We start from the raw sequence: 20,019 nt of genomic DNA, 5'->3' as shown, positions 1-20,019 counted from the left end.
CTGCAGGTGCCCGCCCCCGAGCCGTTGCCACCGGCGCAGGATCCCGCGGTATTGGCTGACCCGCCGAACGGTATTCCGCCCGGTGACGTCGCCCCGCCGGAGGGTGCGCTTCCCGATGGGGGCAGTGGACATTCGGGCACCGTCATCCAGGCGGCGCTGAGCCGCATCGGTTCGCCCTACTCCTGGGGTGCCGCCGGTCCCAGCTCTTTCGACTGTTCAGGCCTGGTGATGTGGGCGTTCCAGCACGCCGGGATCTCGCTGCCGCATTCGAGTCAGGCCATGGCCCGCGGTGGTCAACCGGTCTCGACGGATTCGATGCAGCCCGGTGACGTCGTGACCTATTACTCGGACGCCTCGCATGTGGGCATCTACATCGGCGACGGGATGATGGTGCATGCGTCGACCTACGGCACCCCGGTGCGGGTCGCCCCGGTCAACAATGCGCCGATCTACAACGTTCGTCGGTACTGAGTCGTCCGACGACCGCCCGTTTCTGCGGCGCCGCAGGCCTCTTTTGGCCGCGGTGTTGGTGATCGAACTTGCCCTGGCCACGGCGTTGGTCGTCGGCCCCACCGCGGCGCGGCCAACGATGCCACCCCCGGACGCCGCCGCGCCGGCGTCCACCGTCACCTCTGCCGCATCGCAGCCCGACCCGGTCACCTCCATGGTGTTACCCGACGGGCGTTCCGTACGGTTTCTGGCGCTCGGCGGACCGCGATCGCAGCCACTGGTGAAACGGCTCGGTGCCGAAATGCCCGAGGCCGCCGCGGCGGTGACGGCGTTCTGGGGTCCAGGCTGGCGCCGTGACATCGAGATCGCGGTGGCCGGTTCCGATCAGCAGTTCCGCGTCCTGGCCGAGGGCGTGGCGGATATCGCCGCGACCACCACCGCGCAGCGGGTCATGTTCGCCCCCGGCGCCGCGGACATGAGCCCGGCTGCGCTGCGAATTGTGCTGCGCCACGAGCTGTTCCACTACGCCGCCCGGTCGCAGACCGCGGCCGACGCGCCGCGCTGGCTCACCGAGGGCGTGGCCGATTACGTCGGGCGACCGTCCACGGCGCCACCGGCGCACGCCGCGGCCCTGGCGCAGCTTCCCACCGACGCCGATCTCGACACTCCCGGCGAGACTCGCAGCCTGGCCTATGACCGGGCGTGGTGGTTCGCCCGGTACGTTGCCGAGGCCTACGGTGTCGACAAGCTGCGTGAGCTCTACCAGCGCGCCTGCGGTCCCGGGCATCCCGACGTCGCCACTGCCGTGCGCGAGACCCTGGGCGCCGACTTGGACACCGTGGTTGCCGATTGGCGCCGACGGATGACCGGATAGCCTGTCGCCATGACGCGGGTTTTGTTGGTCACCAACGACTTTCCACCGCGCCGTGGCGGCATCCAGTCATACCTGGAGGCTTTCGTCGGGGAGCTGATGCGCGACGGCTCGCATGAGCTCACGGTGTATGCGCCGAAATGGAAGGGCGCCGGCGACTATGACGACCGAGCCGCCGCGGCCGGGTACCGGGTGGTGCGACATCCGACCTCACTGATGGTGCCAGAGCCCACCGTGGCGGCCCGCATGCAGAAACTGATCGCCGAGAATGACATCGAGACAGTGTGGTTCGGCGCGGCCGCTCCGCTGGCCCTGCTGGGCCCGCTGGCCCGCCGCGCCGGCGCCGGCCGTGTGGTGGCCAGTACCCACGGCCACGAGGTGGGTTGGTCGATGCTGCCGGTGGCACGTGGCGCGTTGCGCCGCATCGGTGACGACGCCGATGTGGTGACATTCATCAGCCGGTACACCCGGGGCAGGTTCGCCTCGGCCTTCGGTCCCCGCGCCGCGCTCGAACATCTGCCCCCCGGCGTCGACACCGACCGGTTCGTTCCCGATCCGGTGGCCCGGGCCGAGCTGCGGGCTCGGTACGGCCTCGGGCAACGTCCGGTGGTGGTGTGCCTGTCCCGGCTGGTACCGCGCAAAGGTCAGGACATGCTCATCCGGGCTTGGCCGGCCATCCGTCGTCGCGTCCCCGAGGCGGCCCTGGTGATCGTCGGCGGCGGACCCTACCTGCAGCGCCTACAGCACCTGGCGCGCACGCACAACGTGGCCGACGACGTCATCTTCACCGGCGCGGTGCCCGGGGCCGAACTGCCCGCCCACCACACGATGGCCGACGTGTTCGCCATGCCGTGCCGCACCCGTGGTGCGGGTCTGGACGTCGAGGGCCTGGGCATCGTCTATCTGGAGGCCTCGGCCTGCGGGGTGCCGGTGATCGCCGGAACCTCCGGCGGGGCACCGGAAACCGTGCTCGACGGCCACACCGGCACCGTGGTCGACGGCAACGATGTTGGAGCCGTCGCGTCCGCCGTTTCCGATCTGCTGGCCGATCCGGCCAGGGCCGCCGCGATGGGCGCGGCCGGGCGGCACTGGGCGGTGGACAACTGGCAGTGGCGGTCTCAGGGCGCCCGGCTGACCGGGTTGCTGTCGGGCTGAACGGCGGTGCTGAACGGCGGTGCTCAGCCGTACAGCGCGGCGATGTCGGCGGCGAACTTCTCCGCCACCACCTTGCGCTTGACCTTCAACGTCGGGGTCAACTCGCCGGTGTCCTCGGTGAAGTCGACCGGCAGAATCCGGAACTTGCGGATCGACTCGGCATGCGACACCGCCTGATTGGCGTCTTTGACGGCGAGGTCGATCTCGGCCAACAGGTCCGGGTCCTCGGCCAGATCACCGACCGACGCGCCGGTGTCTTTGCCGTTGCGCTGTTTCCACCCCGGAAACGCTTCCGGGTCGATGGTGATGAGTGCGGCGATGAACGGCTGCTGATCGCCGACGGCCATCGCCTGGCTGATCAACGGATGTGCTCGCAGCCGGTCTTCGAGTAGTGCCGGTGCGACGTTCTTGCCGCCGGCGGTGACGATGATCTCCTTCTTGCGCCCCACGATGGTCAGGAAGCCGTCGTCGTCGATCGCGCCGAGATCACCGGTGTGGAACCAACCCTCGGAGAACACCGCGTCGGTCTCCGCCTCGTTGTTCCAGTAGCCGTCGAACACCACGCCGCCCTTGACCAGCAGCTCACCGTCCTCGGCGATGCGCATGCTGTTGCCCGGCATCAGCTTGCCGACCGAGCCGACCTTGAGCTCGCCGACCCGGTTCACCGTGATCGCCGCGCTGGTCTCGGTCAACCCGTAGCCCTCGTAGATGCTCAGGCCCACACCGCGATAGAAGTGGCCCAGCCGCACGCCCAGCGGTGCACCGCCCGAGATCGCGGCCCGGCATTCGCCGCCGAGCGCGGCCCGCAGCTTGCCGTACACCAGCTTGTCGAACACCGCGTGTTTGAGCTTGAGCACCAGGCCCGGCCCTCCGGTGTCCTGCGCCTTACTCCATTCGATCGCCGTGTCGGCGGCGATGGCGAAGATCTTGCCCTTGCCGTCGTTGCGGGCGTTCTGCTCGGCGGTGTTGTAGACCTTCTCGAACACCCGGGGCACCGAGACCACGAGAGTCGGCTTGAACACCGCGAAGGTAGGCACCAGGTTCTTGATGTCGCTGGTGAATCCCAGCGTGACCTTGTTGGTGAAGGCGGCGATGGTGATGGCCCTGGCCAGCACGTGGGCCAGCGGCAGGAACACGAGCATCCGTTCCCCCTTGGCCAACTGGGTCGGGAAGCAGGCCTTGGCCCCCCGGATCTCGTACAGCAGGTTCGAGTGGGTCAGCTGGCAACCCTTGGGCTGGCCGGTGGTCCCGGAGGTGTAGATCAAGGTGGCCGGGTCGGCCGAACGGATTGCGGCCAGGCGGGAGTCGACCTCGGCGGCCTCGACCGATGCCCCGGCCTCGGCCATCGCCTCCAGGGCGGGGGTGCCGGTGCCGTCGATCCGCAGTACCTTGCCCAGCTCGGGCAGCTGGCCACGGAGCTGTTCGACGGTGGTCGCATGCGCATCGGACTCGGCGAAAACCATCTTCGCGGCGGAGTTCTCCAGCACGAAGCGCACCTGTTCGGCCGAGGAGGTCTCGTAGATCGGCACGGTCACCGCACCGACCGACAGGATCGCGAAGTCGATGATCGGCCACTCGTAGCGAGTGGCCGACAGGATCGCCACCCGGTCACCGGGCTGGATGCCCTCGGCGATCAGGCCACGGGCCACCGACCGGATCGTCTCGGCGGCTTCGGCGCAGGTCACATCGGTCCACGAACCGTTGACCAGGCGTCGGAAGATCACGTGGTCGGGGCTTTCCGCCGCGTGGGCGGATACCGAGTTGACGATGTTGTCGTGCTCGCCGACGGTGAATGACGCGGGCACGCTGAACTCACGCACGATGTTGCCCTCCAGGCTTGTATACCGGCTTCGCGCGTCAGCCTAGTCGGCCGCGGTGGTCGGACGACCGCGCATATGTGAAGCTTGTCCGCGATGAACAGCATTCAGATCGCCGACGAGACGTTCGTCTGCGCCGATCCGGTCGCCGTGGGCGCCGCGGTTGCCGATCCTGCCGCCTGGCGGCGGTGGTGGCCCGACCTGGTGCTCAAGGTCGTCGAGGACCGCGCCGAGAAGGGCCAGCGCTGGACTGTGACCGGTGCGTTGACCGGCACGATGGAGGTCTGGCTGGAGGAGGTGATGGACGGTGTGGTGCTGCACTACTTCCTGCACGCCGAACCGTCCGGCGTCACGGCCAAGCAGCTGGCCGACATGGACCTGGCCAAGTTGAACCACCGGCGCCGCGTCGCGGGCAAGGCGATGTCCTTCGAGATCAAACAGCGCCTGGAGGCGACTCGTCCGGTCGGGGTGTCCCGACTGTCCTGAGGCCCGGCGGATTTGACCGGGTCTGACCCGGTCCCTCCGGCGTTTGTCTGCGGGAGGGTAGATTTCTCTCCCAAGAGCCAGGCACCCCCGCGGGGCGGGGGGAGAAGGGGAGCCCCGCGACCGGGGAGAAGGGCTATGCGGTGGCCGACAAGACGACACAGACCATCTACATCGATGCTGACCCGGCCACGGTGATGGATGTCATCGCCGATATCGGCTCGTATCCGCAGTGGGTCAACGAGTACAAGGAAGCCGAGGTCCTCGAGGCCGACGGGCAGGGCTATCCCAAGACCGCCAGGCTGGTACTCGATGCCGCGGTACTCAAGGACACCATGGTGCTGGCCTATGTGTGGCCGGCTGATCGCACGTCGGTGACCTGGTCGCTGGTGTCCAGTTCGTTGTTGCGCTCACTGGAAGGCGCATATCGCTTGGCCCCCAAGGGGTCCGGCACCGAGGTGACCTACGAACTGTCGGTCGACCTGATGATCCCGATGATCGGTTTGCTCAAACGCAAGGCTGAGCGACGGCTCACCGACACCGCGCTCAAAGACCTCAAGAAACGAGCCGAGGCTGAGTGACTTCGCCGGACGGGAACGCGCCTTCCCCCGCGAGGATCAGCCTGTTCGTCGGCAAAGGCGGGGTGGGTAAATCGACGCTGGCGACGGCCACCGCGGTTCGTGATGCCACCTCGGGGCAGCGGGTCCTGATCGTGTCCACCGACCAGGCGCATTCCACCGGCGATGTGCTGGGGATCGCGCTCGCACCCACGGGGCAACGAAACCCCACCCGCGTGCTCAGCGACCTGGACCCCGGTGGGGGCTCTCTCGATGCCCTGGCGCTCGACACGCTCGACCTCTTGGGGGCGCGCTGGGTTCAGGCGGCGGGTCCGCTGGCCGCGCGATTCCCCGAGTCGAATCTGGGAGATGTTGCCCCCGAAGAACTTTCGGCCCTGCCAGGAATCCAGGAAGTACTCGGGCTGCACGAGGTGGGTGAACTCGCCGATTCCGGTCGCTGGGATCACGTGGTGGTGGACTGCGCCTCGACGGCCGATGCGTTGCGGATGTTGACGTTGCCCGAGACCTTCGGCCTGTATCTGGAGCGCGCCTGGCCGCGGCATCGGCGGCTGTCGGGTGCTTCTGCGCACGCGGGGAGCATCAAAGGCACCGATGCGGTGAGCGCGGCGATCGTCGCCCTGATCGAACGGGTGGATGCCGGAATCCGCCGACTCGGTACGTTGCTCACCGACGGCTCTCGGGTGAGCGCCCATCTGGTGCTCACTCCCGAACGGGTCGTGGCCGCCGAAGCGTCGCGGACACTCGGATCGTTGGCGCTGATGGGTGTCAAGGTCGCCGAGATCATCGTCAACCAGGTTCTGGTACAGGATGATTCGTTCGAGTATGAGAACCTTCCGGCGCATCCCGCATTCGACTGGTACACCGAGCGGATCTCTGAACAGCAGAGCGTGCTCGACACCCTCGACGCCACGATCGGCGACGTGCAGCTGGTGCTGGTGCCGCACGTGCCGGGCGAACCGATCGGCCCCAAGGCGTTGGGGGAGCTGATCGAGGGGGCCCGGCGGCGCGACGGGTCGCCGCCGCCGGGGCCGCTGCGGCCCGTCGTGGACCGCGAGTCGGGGTCTGGTCTCGAAGCCGTGTACCGATTGCGGCTAGAGTTGCCCCAGATCGATTCGGCCGGACTCACGTTGGGCCGTGTCGACGACGACTTGATCATCGGCGCCGCAGGTATGCGACGTCGGGTGCGGTTGGCGTCGGTGCTGCGTCGGTGCATCGTGACGGATGCGCAGCTGCGCGGTGGCGAGCTGACGGTACGTTTTCGCCCGAACCCGGAGGTGTGGCCGGCATGACGGGGTCTCATCCCGAGCTGGGTTCGGAGCTGCGGCAATTGGCGCAGGAGATCCTCGACCGGCTGGATCCGGCGGTGCGGCTGGCCGCGGCGAATTTCACGGCGTCGCCGGAGAACGGCCCCGGCAAGTGCCAGCAGGTGTGGTGCCCGGTGTGCGCCCTGGCCGCGGTGGTCAACGGTGAGCAGCATCCGCTGTTGAGCGTGATCGCCGAGCACAGCGTGGCGCTGCTGGCGGTGATCCGCGCCCTGCTCGACGACGGACGGACCGATGGTCGCGACGGGGATACCGGCTCGGGTGGAGGTAGCCCGGGACCCGACGGGGGGCCCGATGCGCCGCCGCCCGACGATTTTCCGCCCCCACCGGCTCCCGGCCGCTACCAGCACATCCCTGTCACGGTAGAAGACTGAGAGGCCCGACGGGCACAGCGGGCATCCAGGGCTTGCTGTGGTAGCCACAACATGGCCTGGGTACAGTTGTCGCAGAGCATTGCGCGGTGCGCCAAAGGTGGAGGGTCCATGTGGTATTGGCTGTTCAAGTACATCCTGCTGGGCCCCTTGCTGGCCGTGCTCGGCCGGCCCAAAATCACTGGGCTGGAACATGTTCCGACCGATGGGCCGGCGATTCTGGCCAGTAATCACCTGGCGGTGATGGACAGCTTCTATCTGCCGCTGGTGGTCAGCCGCCGCATCACGTTCCTGGCCAAGCAGGAGTACTTCACCGGCACCGGGATCAAGGGCCGATTCCTGGCCTGGTTCTACACCGTCGTCGGCCAGGTGCCGATCGACCGCACCGACGCCGATTCGGCACAGGCCGCCCTGACCACCGCCACCCGCATCCTCGGCGAGGGCAAGCTGCTCGGCATGTACCCCGAGGGCACCCGCTCGCCGGACGGCCGTCTCTACAAGGGCAAGACCGGGTTGGCCAGGCTGGCGCTGCAGACCGGGGTGCCGGTGATTCCGGTCGCCATGGTCGGCACCGACGTGGTGAACCCGCCCGGGTCCAAGGGGTTGCGGTTCGGCCGGGTGGAGGTCCGGTTCGGTGAGCCGATGGACTTCAGCCGGTTCGACGGATTGGCCGGCAACCGTTTCATCGAGCGCGCCGTCATCGACGAGGTCATGTACGAGCTGATGGATCTGTCCGGCCAGGAATACGTCGACCTCTACGCGGCCGCGGTCAAGGAAAACGCCCAGCAGGTCGAGGCGAACAAGCCCGCCGCACGGCTGCCGCACGCGGCCGCGGGTTAGGCCGTTTCGCCGCCGCTGAGCTGAACCAGCGGCGGCGCTGCCACGGTGACGGCCTGGCGCGCGTCGGACGCGGACACCACGCCGATGACCGCGATGACCGCCAGTGCCCACCACAGGTAGGAGTCGCCGGCCAGCTGGCGCAGCGCCGATGCCGACGTCTCCTCGTGCGGGGTCAGCAGCGAGATCGGCGTCCACACCATCAGGGCGAAACCGACCAGCGTCACCACGGCCAGACCGATCGAGGCGGGCAGAACGTGGCGCATCCGGTACGCGAGGACCCCGGTGACCAGCAGGGTGGGCAGCGACCACACCCAGTGATGCGACCACGACACCGGTGAGACCACCAGCCCGAACAGCGCCACGCAGATCAACGCGACCACGGGTGCCTCGTCGGCACCCGAACGCAGGGCGCGCCGCACCGCCCAGACCGTCAGCGCCAGCACTGCGAAACAGGCGACGACCCACAACGCGAACCGTGGTCCCTCGGCCAGACCGAGGCGGGCCAGGGTGCCCGCGATGTTCTGGTTCGTGTTGAGCGTGGCGGTACCGATCCGGTCGGTGTTACGTACCGTCTCGGTCCAGTACTCGATCGAATCCGTCCAGGCCAAAGCGAATCCGGCCAAGGTGGCCACCACCGTGGCCGCGGCCGTGCGCACCAGGGTGTGCAGATCTCGGCGCAGCAGGAAGTACAGCAGGAACACCGCCGGGGTGAGCTTGAGTGCGATCGCCAGACCCAGCAGCAGCCCGCGGGGCCACGGTGTGCGTCGCGGCACGCAATCGGCGATCACCAGCGTCATCAGCACCACGTTGATCTGGCCGAACTCGAAGTTCGACCGGATCGGTTCGAGCCAGATGACCGCGGGCGCCACCAGGGCGGCGGCCAGCCAGCACCGGCGCAGCCACGCCGGCTCGGCGGTGAGCGTGGTGTCCGGCCAGACATCGAGACGGGTCAGCACGATCACGATCGAGACGATCAGCAGCAGCAGGGTGGTCGCGGTGATCGCCACGCTGGCCGCCGGCAGCGACAGCCAGGCGAACGGTGCGAAGAGGATCGCGGCCAGCGGGGGATAGGTGAACGGCAGGTCGAGCCCGCCCTGGGTGTGGAAGATGGCGCCGTCGGCGTACAGCGGCTGGTCGTTCAGCCACGCCCGACCGCCCATCCGGTAGACGTCGATGTCGATGCGATACGGGACGTGCCCCAGGAGCCGCCAGCCGGCCCAGACCAGGCCGGCCACTGTGAGCAACTGAAAAAGCCGCCACCCGATCGTCGGTGCCCAACGTGCCAAACCAACCCAGCCGGGCGACTGCCGCTTACTCATGTCCTCAACAGACTATCGGGGGCCACTGCGAGTGAGCGCATCCCCGCTCGCGACGCGCGCGCGGCGGCGTAAGTTCTCTGTGCGTGCATGCGACCGGTCACCTCGATTTCCTCACCCACGATCGCCTGCCGCTGCTGTGTTGCCTGGTGGCGTTCATCCTGACGTTCTTCGTCACCCGCATCGTGGTGCGCTACATCCGCCGCAACGCCGACAATGAACGTCCGCCCAGGTGGTGGCAACCCCGCAACATGGGACACGGCTCGTTGCACATCCATCACATGGTGATCGGTGTGGTGCTGGTGATGGTCTCGGGCGTGACGATGGTGACGCTGGCGGTCAACGGGGGAATCACCGAGTTCACCGTCGCGGCGGTGTTCTTCGGCATCGGCGCGGCCCTGGTGCTCGACGAGTTCGCCCTGATCCTGCATCTGTCGGACGTGTACTGGGCCGAAGACGGCCGCACCTCGGTGGACGCGGTGTTCGCGGCGGTCGCGGTGACGGGGCTGTTGATCCTCGGGTTCAACCCGCTGTCATTCTTTGATATCGGTATCTGGCGTGCGGATCAGTCGCCGGCCATGCGCGCGCTGGTGGTCGTGGTCGCGGTGCTGACACTGCTGCTGGCGGTGGTCGTCCTGCTCAAAGGCAAGGTGTGGACTGGATTGGTGGGTATGTTCATCACCCCGTTGTTGTTCGTCGGCGCCGTCCGGCTGTCGCGGCCGCACGCCCCGTGGGCGCGCTGGCGCTACACCAGCCGTCCCCGCAAGATGCACCGCGCGCTGGAACGCGAGCGCTGGCAGCGCCGGCCCGTCGTACAGGCCAAATTGTGGTTGCAGGACGCGATCACCGGGATGCCGAAGTTTCCCGACGATGCCACCGTCGACGCTCAGCTCGATCGCGAGATTCACGCCGCGCCCGCACCGGCTGCCACGACCGGACGGGAGTTCTGATGCGGTATTTCTACGACACCGAGTTCATCGACGACGGGCGCACCATCGAGCTGATCTCGATCGGGGTGGCCGCAGAGGACGGCCGCGAGTACTACGCGATCTCGACCGAGTTCAATCCGGACCGGGCGGGCCGTTGGGTGCGCAAGCACGTGCTGCCCAAACTGCCGTCCCCGTCGTCGCAACTGTGGCGGTCGCGTCGGCAGATCCGGTCCGAGCTGGAGGATTTCTTCGACATCGACGGTGACGAGCCGATCGAGCTGTGGGCCTGGGTGGGCGCCTACGACCACGTGGTGTTGTGCCAGCTGTGGGGGCCCATGACCGATCTGCCCCCGGCGATGCCGCGGTTCACCCGTGAGTTGCGTCAGTTCTGGGAAGAGCGCGGCTCACCGCGGATGCCGGCGCGGCCCACCGATGCGCACGATGCGCTGGTCGACGCGCGGCACAATTTGCACCGGTTCCAGCTGATGACGGGCGCCCAGCTGTCCCAGGCTCGCCGGCCCGGTATAGCACAGCCCTGAAAACAGGCGTTCACCGGCGGTTACCATGTACGGGTGAACTGGACCGTCGACATCCCCATCGACCAGCTGCCGCCGCTGCCCCCGCTGACCGACGAGCAACGTCTCCGGCTCGACGCGGCGCTGTCCAAGCCGGCTGTTCAGCAGCCCAGCTGGGATGCCGAGGCGGCCAAGGCGATGCGCACCGTGTTGGAGAGCGTGCCCCCGGTCACGGTGCCCTCGGAGATCGAGAAGCTCAAGGGCCTACTCTCCGACGTGGCGCAGGGCAAAGCGTTCCTGCTGCAGGGCGGTGACTGCGCCGAGACCTTCGTCGACAACACCGAGCCGCACATCCGCGCCAACATCCGCACGCTGCTGCAGATGGCGGTTGTGCTGACCTACGGGGCCAGCATGCCGGTGGTCAAGGTGGCCCGTATCGCCGGTCAGTACGCCAAGCCGCGGTCGGCGGACGTCGATGCACTGGGGCTGAAGTCCTACCGCGGTGACATGATCAACGGTTTCGCGCCGGACGCCGCGGTGCGTCAACACGACCCGTCACGACTGGTGCGGGCCTACGCCAATGCCAGCGCCGCGATGAACCTGGTGCGCGCGCTGACGTCGTCGGGGCTGGCATCGCTGGACCTGGTGCACAACTGGAACCGCGAGTTCGTCCGGACTTCGCCGGCCGGGGCCCGCTACGAGGCGTTGGCCGGGGAGATCGACCGGGGCCTGAAGTTCATGTCCGCCTGCGGGGTGGCCGACCGCAATCTGGAGACCGCCGAGATTTTCGCCAGCCACGAGGCGCTGGTGATCGACTACGAGCGCGCGATGCTGCGGCTGTCCGACCCGGCCGAGAACCCGGACGGGGAGCGCAAGCTGTACGACCAGTCCGCGCACTACCTGTGGATCGGTGAGCGCACCCGTCAGCTCGACGGCGCCCACGTGGCGCTGGCCGAGGTGATCGCCAACCCGATCGGGATCAAGCTGGGGCCGACGACGACTCCGGAATTGGCCGTCGAATACGTCGAGCGGCTCGACCCGAACAACGAGCCGGGCCGGTTGACCCTGGTGACCCGGATGGGCAACAACAAGGTGCGCGACCTGTTGCCGCCGATCATCGAGAAGGTACAGGCCACCGGTCATCAGGTGATCTGGCAGTGCGACCCGATGCACGGCAACACCCACGAGTCGTCGACCGGTTACAAGACCCGGCACTTCGACCGCATCGTCGACGAGGTGCAGGGCTTCTTCGAGGTGCACCACGCGTTGGGCACGCATCCGGGCGGCATCCACGTCGAGATCACCGGTGAGAACGTCACCGAATGCCTCGGTGGGGCACAGGACATCTCGGATTCGGACCTGGCCGGCCGGTACGAAACCGCATGCGACCCCCGGCTCAACACCCAGCAGAGTCTGGAGTTGGCGTTCCTCGTCGCCGAGATGCTGCGCGACTAGTCCGGAATGATCGCGGGTACCCGGCCGTCATGGGTATCGCGAAGGTATCGTCGTCGCTGGGGGTCACCCTGGCGGTGCTGACAGCGGGCTGTGCCGAGCGCAGCGACGACTTCAAACCGAACAACCGCGGCGAGGACACCGAAACGGTGCCCACGTCGGTCGACAACGCCTACATCGTGCCGGCGCATGCTCCAGGCGATTGCGCCATCCAGGTCGGCGACAATGCAGAGCTTCGATTCACGGCCACCAACAGCAGGCCGACCGGATCTGAGCGGTTGCTCTCGATCGCCACTGATGCCGCCGATGCGGTGCGCATGGGCTCTGACGGCGGGGTGGAGATCGCGCCCAAATCGTCGAAGGAGATCACTGCCGCGGTCGAAGGTCTGCGTGAGGGCGTCCGGCCTGCGACGTCGGTCGACGTCACGTTCACGTTCGACCAGTCCGGTGACATCTCGGTACGGGTACCGATCGAAGCCTGCCCTGCCCAGCAGGGTTAGACGAGCGTCGCGATGTTGCTGCCCACGGTCCAGGCCGCGGCGGCGACCAGCCCGGTGAGCGTGAGCACCGCGATCAACCAGAACGCCAGCATCCGTTTGCCGCGCTGGCGGGCCCAGTAGAACTCGCTCATCTCGATACCCGCGAATTGCCTTGCGCCATAGGCATATTCGTCGTCTCTGCCGTCGCCATAGCTGCCATCGTCGGGACCGGCCGGGATCGGCGCCCAATCGTGCCGGTCGCGGGTGATCTCCCGGGTGGGCTGGCGGGGGGCGGGCCGGGGCGCTGGTGTCATCGGGGGCGCGGCGGTCACCGTGGTCGGCGCCTCGAGGCGAGGGTGGTCGGAGTCTTCGAGTTCGTGCACCCGGGTGGCGGCCAGATGCTGGGCCGATTGCTGTGGGGCCGGCACCCGGAACGCCGGCAGCCCCAGATCGTCGACGATCTGGACCAGTGCGGCGCGCATCTCGTCGGCGTCGGCGAAACGCTGCCCCGCCTCGCGGGCGGTGGCCCGGCGCACAAACTGGTCGAATTGCATTGGTACCCCGGCGATCACGGCGCTGGGCGGCGGCACGTCGTGGTCCATGCGCTGATAGGCCACCGTCAGCGCGGAATCTCCGGTGAACGGCGTGGCGCCGGTGAGAAGTTCATAGGTGAGGATGCCGACCGAGTACACGTCGCTGCGCGGGTCGGCGTCCCCGGTGCTGACCTGTTCGGGGGACAGGTAGGCCGCGGTGCCCAGGATCACGCTGGTGGAGGTGATCTTCGCCTCGGCGACGGCGCGCACCAGGCCGAAGTCGGCGATCTTGACCTCGCCGTCGTCGGAGATCAGCACGTTCTCGGGCTTGATGTCGCGGTGTACGAGCCCGGCCCGGTGGGCCACGGCCAGACCGCCGAGCACCGGGGCCAGCACCGCGGCGACGGCGTGCGGTGGCATGGGGCCGCGTTCGGTCAGCAATTCCCGGAGGGTGCCGCCTTCGATCAGCTCCATCACGAGAAACGGCGGCTGATGTCCCGTGCCCCCGCCGCCCCCCTGGTCGTACACGGCCACCAACCCGGGGTCCTTCAAGCGGGCCACCGCCTTGGCCTCGCGGCTGAACCGGGTCAGGAAATGGCTGTCGCCGCTGTAGCGGGTGTCCATCACCTTCAGCGCTACCGGTCGGTCCAGGCGGACATCGAGGCCGCGATAGACCGTGGACATGCCACCGGTGGCGATGGGCATGTCCACCCGATAGCGCCCGTCCAGCGTGGTGCCGACGAGTGGATCCGATTGCTGCTCCACCGGACACATGTTACGAGTTGCCGACGGGGCTCTAGAATCGATGCGGTGAGCAGCATTCCGGCCGCCGACGATGTCCTGGGGCCCGACGAGGCCGTCTACGACCTACCCACGGTGTCGGATTTGCTCGGCATCCCGGTCACCAAGGTGCACCAGCAATTGCGCGACGGGCATCTGGTCGCCGTGCGCCGCAACGGTGTCCTGGTGGTACCGAAGATCTTTTTCGACGACGCCGGTCGCGTGGTCAAGCCGCTGCCCGGTCTGCTGATCGTGTTGCGCGACGGCGGTTACCGCGACACCGAGATCGTGCGCTGGTTGTTCACGCCGGACGAGTCGCTGACGATCACCGCAGACGGCAGCACCGAGCGGAAGTCCAACGCCCGCCCGGTCGATGCATTGCATTCGCATCAGGCACGCGAGGTGCTGCGTCGCGCGCAGGCGCTAGCTTACTGAGGGCTGGTCTTCGGGCGCCGGTTCGGGCGCACGGTAGAGCGCATACCACGCCACCGCCGCGCAGGCCGTGGTCAGCAGTACGTGGGCCCATGAGTACATGCCATGTGCCCCATCGGGTTTCCACATCACCATGATCCAGGTGGAGAAGCCGGCCACCGCCGCGATCGCGGGCCTGGTCTGGATCAGGGCGGCCGCCACGGCCAGCGGCCAGGTGTAGTACCACGGCAGGGCCGCCGGCACGAACAGCACGACCACCACCATGGCCAGCGCGATGCCGGTGAGCGCGTCGCGGTCGGTGTGCCGGTAGCGCCACCACAGCAACGGCAGCGCGATCACGATGATCAGGATGCCGATGATGCGGGCGACCTCGAGCACGGCGTAGAAGTTGACCGAAAAGAACAGGCCGCCAATGGCGTTGATCAGGTTGGCGGCGGCAGTGGGCACGGTCAACCAGTTGATGATCTTGACCGAGCCGGCCAGGGCCGTCAGCCAGCCCAGGCCGACCCCGGCCAGCCAGGACAGCACCGCGAACACGGCCACGAAGATCAGCACCGAGGCGGCGGTGGCCGCGGCGAACGCGCGCACGGCGGGCATGTCCCGCTTGTCGCGCAGCTGGCGCATCCACACCCAGACCAGGAACGGCAACGCAAGCCCGGCGGTGGCCTTCACCGCGACGGCGATCGCGATCAGGCTCACCCCGATCACCGGCCGCCCGGCGAAGGCCAGGGCGATCGCGGCCATCATCAGGCCGACCATGAGCATCTCGTTGTGCACGCCGCCCATCAGGTGCACGATCACCAGTGGATTGAGCACGCAGATCCACAGCGAGGCGGCGGCGTTGGCGCCGACGTGGCGGGCGATTCGGGGCGCGGCCCAGATCAACAGCAGCAGACCGGGCAGCATGCACAGCCGCAGCAGCATGGTGCCGGCCACCACGTCGTCGCCCACCAGGATCGTGACGAACTTGGCCACCAGGATGAATGCCGGCCCGTACGGCGCGGTGGTCGTCGTCCAGATCGGACTGACGTTGTCCAGCAACGAGTTCGGATTCTCGACCGGCCCCACCACGTACGGGTCGAAGCCGTCGCGCAGCAACGCACCCTGCGCCAGATAGGAGTAGGTGTCCCGGCTGAACAGCGGCACACTCAGCAACAGGGGCGCCAGCCAGAAGCCGGTGGTGGCCACCATCGTGTATTCGGTGGCGGTGCGGTCGATCACCCGCCGGCCCAGCCACAGCCAGGCGATCAGCATCGCCGCGACGCCCGCCCACAGCAGGATCGACGACAGCACCAGGCCGTGGCCGAACCGCAGCCAGGACAGGTGCAGTGACTCCAGCAGCGGGTCGTGCAGCCGCGTGCTTCCCGCGCCGAGCCCGCCGATGGTGAGCACCGCAGCGCCCAGGCAGCCCAGCCGCGCCGGACGGGCCTCGGCGGACACCGCGAACGCGGCCAGCCGTGAGATTTGTTGTGCCACCCCGTTCTTCGGGGTATCGGTCGGTACGGTGGTCATGTTGTGCCGGTCGTGCTCCTATGCCGACCGGTTCGCCGCGAATCGGGCGATCTCGGCCAGGCCGGTCTTGGCTTGGTCGTGGATCGGTGCGGCCGCCAGGGTCTCGAGGGCACGTTGGGTGAGGAACTCGATGTGGGTTTCGACCGCGGCCAGTGCGCCGACGGATTCGATGGCCCGGCACAGATCGGCCACTTGCGCGTCGGACAGTTCGGTGCCCACCGAGGTACGCAACAGCGCTGCGGCCGCCGGGTCGGATTTGTCGGCGAGCTCCAGCGCCTCGGCCAGCAGCACGGTGCGCTTGCCCGACCGCAGGTCGTCGCCGGAGGGCTTACCGGTCACCGCCGGATCGCCGAACACGCCCAGCACGTCGTCGCGAAGCTGGAACGCGACGCCCAGATCGTTGCCGACCTGCTGGAAGATCTGTTGCACTTCGGGCCGGTCGGCGGCCGCGGCCGCACCCAGCTGCAGCGGCCGGGCCACGGTGTAGGACGCGGTCTTGAATGTGTTGACGTTCATCGCCGAGGCCACCGATTCGGCGCCGCTGGACTCCGCGACGATGTCGAGGTACTGGCCGCCGAGCACTTCGGTACGGATGTGACGCCAGACCTGCTGGACGCGCAGTTGGGCGTCGGCCGGGATGTCGGCGACGGCGACGATGTCGTCGGCCCAGGCCAGTGCCAGGTCACCGGCCAGGATGGCCGCCGAGATGCCGAACTGCTTGGCAGATCCATGCCAGTTGCGGTCACGGTGCCGGTCGGCGAACAGCCGGTGCACGGTGGGCAGGCCGCGGCGGGTGGCCGAGTCGTCGATGACGTCGTCGTGCACGAGGGCGCACGCCTGGAGCAATTCGAGGGCGGCGAACAGCCTGAGCACGCCGGGATCGGCAGGACGGTCGGCAGGATCGATCACCGCGCGCCATCCCCAGTACGCGAAGGCCGGCCGCATCCGCTTGCCGCCGCGCAACACGAACTCTTCGAGTGCAGCGGTCAGCTCGGCATAGTCGGTTCCGATGTACTCGCAGTCCCGCCGGCGTTCACGCAGGTACTCCCGCAATTGGTCGGTGACGGCACCGGCCAGCTCGACGGTCGACGGTGCCGCTGTTCGCACGCTCAGCGCCCGCCCCTTTCTGTCGCAACGGTGTCCGGTGAGTGCACCCAGCGTAGAGCGTGCAGTGCCCGGCCTATAAGGGTGTACCAAGTGGCGTTCGGTGCCTCAGTCGCTGCCGGCGACCGGATCACCAGGCTTGGGCGAGGTGTCGCGGCTCATCCAGGCCAGCCCGCCGATCACGCCGGCGACCAGGAAGGCGCCCACGATGAGCCAGATGGCCGCGGTGGTGAACGAGCGGGCACTCGGATCGGTGTAGCGGGCCTGGGCGTTCATCGTGCTGACGATGCCCGGCCGCAGCTTCCACTCGACGATCGAGGAACTCACCTGAGAGCCGTTCGTCGACGTCACCTCGCCGGGGAAAGACACCGTCAGCAGGACGTCCGCCTCCGGATCGGACAGCGACGTGAGGTCGACCCGCCCTTCCAGGATCACCAGGTCGCCTGCCCGGCGCAGGGAGATGTCGACGCCCGCCGCGTCCCGACTCATGCTCGCCAGCTGGGGAAGTTCGGCGAAGGTGAGGTCCGAGAACACCGCCTGGGACCCGACGTAGTCGTCGCGGCTGTACTCCGAGACCGCCACCTTGGTGGCGAACGGAAGGTTGTTCAGCAGCTGCGGACCTTTGTCGTCGGCGTCGCGCGGTTTTGCCGCGGCGATGATCTGGCCGGACACCCGGTCATCGGGCGAGACCGTGATCGAAGCGCGGACGCGAACACAGCCCACGGCCATGGGCAGAATCAGCAGCAACATCACCAGCGTGAGCACTCGGGTCCGGCGGCGACGGTTGAGTGGGCGCACGTGCACGCAGGTCATCGTGCCAGATGTCACAGCGGCAGGGGGCGACCGAGGATGGCAAACGGGCGGGGGTCCCCGGCGAAGTGGTAGGCCCGGATGACGTCGGTGAAGCCGAGGCGTCGGTATAGCCGCCAGGCCCGATTGGCCTCGCCGTTGATCTCCGGGGTGGACAGCAGTACGTGCGATTCACCGCGGCCGGTCAACAGTCGCCTGGTCAGGGCCTCGCCCAGGCCTTGGCCCTGGGCCCGGGGCTCGATGTGAAGTTCGGTCAGTTCGAAATAGCTGGCCATCAACTCGGCGATGTGCACCGGGCTGGCGCCGACCCGCTGCAGCCCGGAGATCACCTGCTGTTGCCACCACTGGTCCGGTGCGCCGCTGTAGCCGTAGGCGATTCCCAGAAGGGGCGCGTCGAGCAGCTCCGCCTCGGGACATCCGCCGTCGGCGCGGGGGTTGGCCTCGACGGCCGCCACGCATTTCCAGCCCGCCCGACGAGTATGTTCGAGCCACAGTGCCGCGCGCTGTTCCTCGGTTCCGCGTGGATAGCGCATGGCGTCGACGTACACGCGCAAGGCCTCGGGCAGCCGGCGCTTCATGTCGTCCGGCGACAGATCGATGAGATACGTCGCCAATGCTTTTGCCTTTCGCCTGCCCGGTGTCTACCGAACTCATTATCTTCGTCATTATCCGGCGTCGGGCTGGTCGGTCCCAGGGGACCAAGCAGTCGGGGAACGACCTACAATCGACGGTGAACAAGGTGGTACGGCTCGGATCGACCTCGTATCATTAGGGTTAGGTGCCCGTGACTGCGGGCATGTGAAATTTTGAACGCGACGGCGGCGTCGGCAAGGAGGGACGAATGCCACTCTCCGATCATGAGCAGCGCATGCTCGACCAGATCGAGAGCGCGCTCTATGCCGAGGATCCCAAGTTCGCATCGAGCGTTCGCGGCGGGACCCTTCGCGCGCCTTCGGCCCGGCGCAGGCTGCAGGGTGCGTTGTTGTTCATCGTGGGCCTGGCGCTTCTGGTCATCGGTGTGGCGGTGAAGGCCACGATGATCGGTGGATTCCCGGCTCTGTCGGTGGTCGGTTTCGTGGTGATGTTCGGTGGCGTGGTTTTCGCAATCACCGGTCCACGGGTCACCGGTGGTCGCGACCGCGCGGTCCAGGGTTCGGGTGGCGCGCCTCGTCAGCGTCGCCAGCGTGGCGGTGGTTCGTTCACCGCTCGGATGGAAGATCGGTTCCGTCGCCGTTTCGACGAGTGAGTCGTTCTCCGGCTGCAAGGGGTAACCCGTAAGGGTTGCCCCTTTTTTTTTTTGTGTCTAAGAGCGCTGTGTCTCGACCGCGCTGTGTGTCTCGACCGCGTCCGGGCCGGCCGCCCAGCGACACGCGCATTGCCGCGTTCAAGTGCGGTGTGGGGCCGGGTGGGGAATGCCACCAGATTCACAGGGGTTTTTCCCCCACAACGCCCCACCTCCTTTCGGCTGGCGCTCACCTGCGGTTTTTCGTTTCTTGAGCTCCCGGCGTGAGCTCGGAATGAGTGATTGGGTGGCTCGATGGGGCCCGTGGTGGGGAGAAACCTCAAACTTGCCGGATTAAATGGAGCAAAGTGGGGGATCGTGGGGTAAAGTGGCGGCCAACGGGGAAAACGGAGCCCCGTTGACAGGGCAGAAGGCCTGGCCCTGATCTCACAAGCGACCTGGGATCCGAACCGGGTGGCGGGGAGGTGTCCAGATGTTTCTGGGTACCTACACGCCCAAGCTTGACGACAAGGGGCGGCTCACGCTGCCCGCCAAGTTCCGCGACGTACTGGCAGGAGGGTTGATGGTCACGAAGAGCCAAGATCACAGCCTTGCTGTGTATCCGCGGGACGAGTTCGAGAAGTTGGCCCGGCGTGCATCGCAGGCTTCCCGGAGCAATCCGGAGGCCCGCGCGTTCCTGCGCAGCCTGGCCGCGGCCACCGATGAACAACATCCCGACGCGCAGGGCCGGATCACCCTGTCGGCGGATCATCGTCGCTACGCAAACCTGTCAAAGGAATGCGTGGTGATCGGGTCGGTCGACTATCTGGAGATCTGGGACGCCGAAGCCTGGCAGGAGTACCAGCAGACCCACGAAGAAAACTTCTCCGCGGCCACCGATGAAACCCTGCGCGACATTATCTGATGGTGCCGTCGACACGGCCGGTCAACCGGCGGCCGGCCTGGACTTAGCCCGTGCAGCGAGGCCTCTGCCCGAATTGGCCCTGGCGTACTTCCCCAACGCCAGGTCCGTGAATTCGGACAGAGA

22 protein-coding genes are annotated in these 20,019 nt (G+C 67.7%); 15 read left to right on the top strand and 7 right to left on the bottom strand.

The genetic code is table 11. The features are described from left to right. From A5733_RS20875 to pimB, 3 genes are all read left to right on the top strand, one after another. A partial coding sequence (locus tag A5733_RS20875) for an NlpC/P60 family protein (protein ID WP_142254121.1) occupies positions 1-471 on the top strand: 471 nt, incomplete at its 5' end. Further along, a complete protein-coding gene (locus A5733_RS20870; RefSeq protein ID WP_076241512.1) occupies positions 440-1,324 on the top strand; it encodes a peptidase in 885 nt (294 codons plus the stop codon). The genes A5733_RS20875 and A5733_RS20870, both read left to right, overlap by 32 nt. A gap of 9 nt (positions 1,325-1,333) precedes the next feature. Further along, positions 1,334-2,476, top strand: coding sequence for a GDP-mannose-dependent alpha-(1-6)-phosphatidylinositol monomannoside mannosyltransferase (gene pimB, locus A5733_RS20865; RefSeq protein WP_076241511.1), 1,143 nt, complete (start codon positions 1,334-1,336; stop codon positions 2,474-2,476). Positions 2,477-2,499: 23 nt separating this feature from the next. Here the strand turns inward: pimB and A5733_RS20860 are convergent, their stop codons facing one another. Then, positions 2,500-4,296, bottom strand: a complete 1,797-nt coding sequence (locus A5733_RS20860; protein ID WP_076241510.1) for a long-chain fatty acid--CoA ligase — start codon at positions 4,294-4,296, stop codon at positions 2,500-2,502. Positions 4,297-4,389: 93 nt separating this feature from the next. On the opposite strand from A5733_RS20860, the gene A5733_RS20855 reads away from it, so the two are divergent. The 5 genes from A5733_RS20855 (at position 4,390) to A5733_RS20835 (ending at position 7,887) form a co-directional block, all read left to right on the top strand. Next, positions 4,390-4,779: a polyketide cyclase / dehydrase and lipid transport gene (locus tag A5733_RS20855; RefSeq protein ID WP_067774352.1), complete on the top strand. Its 390-nt coding sequence runs from the start codon at positions 4,390-4,392 to the stop codon at positions 4,777-4,779. A 140-nt stretch (positions 4,780-4,919) separates the two neighbouring features. Then, positions 4,920-5,357 (top strand): SRPBCC family protein, encoded by a 438-nt coding sequence (locus A5733_RS20850; RefSeq protein WP_067774355.1) that lies wholly within the window; start codon positions 4,920-4,922, stop codon positions 5,355-5,357. Continuing rightward, positions 5,354-6,643, top strand: a complete 1,290-nt coding sequence (locus tag A5733_RS20845) for an ArsA family ATPase (RefSeq protein WP_142254120.1) — start codon at positions 5,354-5,356, stop codon at positions 6,641-6,643. Before A5733_RS20850 ends, A5733_RS20845 begins: the two co-directional genes overlap by 4 nt. Next, a complete protein-coding gene (locus tag A5733_RS20840) occupies positions 6,640-7,050 on the top strand; it encodes a hypothetical protein (protein WP_076241519.1) in 411 nt (136 codons plus the stop codon). Before A5733_RS20845 ends, A5733_RS20840 begins: the two co-directional genes overlap by 4 nt. A gap of 108 nt (positions 7,051-7,158) precedes the next feature. Then, complete coding sequence (locus A5733_RS20835; RefSeq protein WP_067774366.1) at positions 7,159-7,887, top strand: 1-acyl-sn-glycerol-3-phosphate acyltransferase; 729 nt, start codon at positions 7,159-7,161, stop codon at positions 7,885-7,887. On the opposite strand, the gene A5733_RS20830 is transcribed toward A5733_RS20835, so the two are convergent. Then, positions 7,884-9,206, bottom strand: coding sequence for a glycosyltransferase 87 family protein (locus A5733_RS20830; RefSeq protein ID WP_076241509.1), 1,323 nt, complete (start codon positions 9,204-9,206; stop codon positions 7,884-7,886). The two genes, A5733_RS20835 and A5733_RS20830, sit on opposite strands and share 4 nt — an antisense overlap. 83 nt (positions 9,207-9,289) lie before the next feature. Here A5733_RS20830 and A5733_RS20825 point away from each other — a divergent pair, with 83 nt between their 5' ends. The 4 genes from A5733_RS20825 to A5733_RS20810 are packed head-to-tail and all read left to right on the top strand — an operon-like array spanning position 9,290 to position 12,599. Continuing rightward, positions 9,290-10,153 (top strand): hypothetical protein, encoded by an 864-nt coding sequence (locus tag A5733_RS20825; protein ID WP_067774373.1) that lies wholly within the window; start codon positions 9,290-9,292, stop codon positions 10,151-10,153. Further along, complete coding sequence (locus tag A5733_RS20820) at positions 10,153-10,671, top strand: polyadenylate-specific 3'-exoribonuclease AS (RefSeq protein WP_067774381.1); 519 nt, start codon at positions 10,153-10,155, stop codon at positions 10,669-10,671. The genes A5733_RS20825 and A5733_RS20820 overlap by 1 nt, the downstream gene beginning before the upstream one ends. Before the next feature lie 33 nt (positions 10,672-10,704). After that, the gene (locus A5733_RS20815; protein WP_067774384.1) at positions 10,705-12,102 is read left to right on the top strand and encodes a class II 3-deoxy-7-phosphoheptulonate synthase; all 1,398 of its coding nucleotides are present in this window, start codon (positions 10,705-10,707) and stop codon (positions 12,100-12,102) included. A gap of 29 nt (positions 12,103-12,131) precedes the next feature. After that, positions 12,132-12,599, top strand: coding sequence for a hypothetical protein (locus A5733_RS20810; RefSeq protein WP_076241508.1), 468 nt, complete (start codon positions 12,132-12,134; stop codon positions 12,597-12,599). Here the strand turns inward: A5733_RS20810 and A5733_RS20805 are convergent. Beyond that, entirely contained in the window at positions 12,596-13,885 is a 1,290-nt protein-coding gene (locus tag A5733_RS20805) for a protein kinase (protein WP_076241507.1), read from the bottom strand. The two genes, A5733_RS20810 and A5733_RS20805, sit on opposite strands and share 4 nt — an antisense overlap. 36 nt (positions 13,886-13,921) lie before the next feature. On the opposite strand from A5733_RS20805, the gene A5733_RS20800 reads away from it, so the two are divergent. After that, positions 13,922-14,326: an Rv2175c family DNA-binding protein gene (locus A5733_RS20800; RefSeq protein WP_067767719.1), complete on the top strand. Its 405-nt coding sequence runs from the start codon at positions 13,922-13,924 to the stop codon at positions 14,324-14,326. Here A5733_RS20800 and A5733_RS20795 read toward each other — a convergent pair. The 4 genes from A5733_RS20795 to A5733_RS20780 form a co-directional block, all read right to left on the bottom strand. Continuing rightward, on the bottom strand, positions 14,315-15,835 hold the full coding sequence (locus A5733_RS20795; RefSeq protein WP_067767722.1) for an alpha-(1->6)-mannopyranosyltransferase A: 1,521 nt from the start codon (positions 15,833-15,835) through the stop codon (positions 14,315-14,317). The two genes, A5733_RS20800 and A5733_RS20795, sit on opposite strands and share 12 nt — an antisense overlap. 18 nt (positions 15,836-15,853) lie before the next feature. Further along, positions 15,854-16,942, bottom strand: a complete 1,089-nt coding sequence (idsA2, locus tag A5733_RS20790; RefSeq protein ID WP_142254118.1) for a bifunctional (2E,6E)-farnesyl/geranyl diphosphate synthase — start codon at positions 16,940-16,942, stop codon at positions 15,854-15,856. A 105-nt stretch (positions 16,943-17,047) separates the two neighbouring features. Then, the gene (locus A5733_RS20785; RefSeq protein ID WP_067767725.1) at positions 17,048-17,752 is read right to left on the bottom strand and encodes a DUF3153 domain-containing protein; all 705 of its coding nucleotides are present in this window, start codon (positions 17,750-17,752) and stop codon (positions 17,048-17,050) included. Between the two features lie 11 nt (positions 17,753-17,763). Further along, positions 17,764-18,363: an N-acetyltransferase gene (locus A5733_RS20780; RefSeq protein ID WP_067767728.1), complete on the bottom strand. Its 600-nt coding sequence runs from the start codon at positions 18,361-18,363 to the stop codon at positions 17,764-17,766. Between the two features lie 227 nt (positions 18,364-18,590). Between A5733_RS20780 and A5733_RS20775 the strand changes: the two genes are divergently transcribed. Together A5733_RS20775 and mraZ are read left to right on the top strand one after the other, a co-directional pair. Next, complete coding sequence (locus tag A5733_RS20775; protein ID WP_067767731.1) at positions 18,591-18,995, top strand: DUF3040 domain-containing protein; 405 nt, start codon at positions 18,591-18,593, stop codon at positions 18,993-18,995. 469 nt (positions 18,996-19,464) lie between these two features. Beyond that, the gene (mraZ, locus tag A5733_RS20770) at positions 19,465-19,896 is read left to right on the top strand and encodes a division/cell wall cluster transcriptional repressor MraZ (protein ID WP_067767734.1); all 432 of its coding nucleotides are present in this window, start codon (positions 19,465-19,467) and stop codon (positions 19,894-19,896) included. Positions 19,897-20,019: the final 123 nt, after the last annotated feature.

The sequence above is a fragment of the Mycobacterium sp. NS-7484 genome, from assembly GCF_001953975.1.
GTDB lineage: Bacteria > Actinomycetota > Actinomycetes > Mycobacteriales > Mycobacteriaceae > Mycobacterium.
This window is presented reverse-complemented; position numbering and strand designations above follow the sequence as displayed.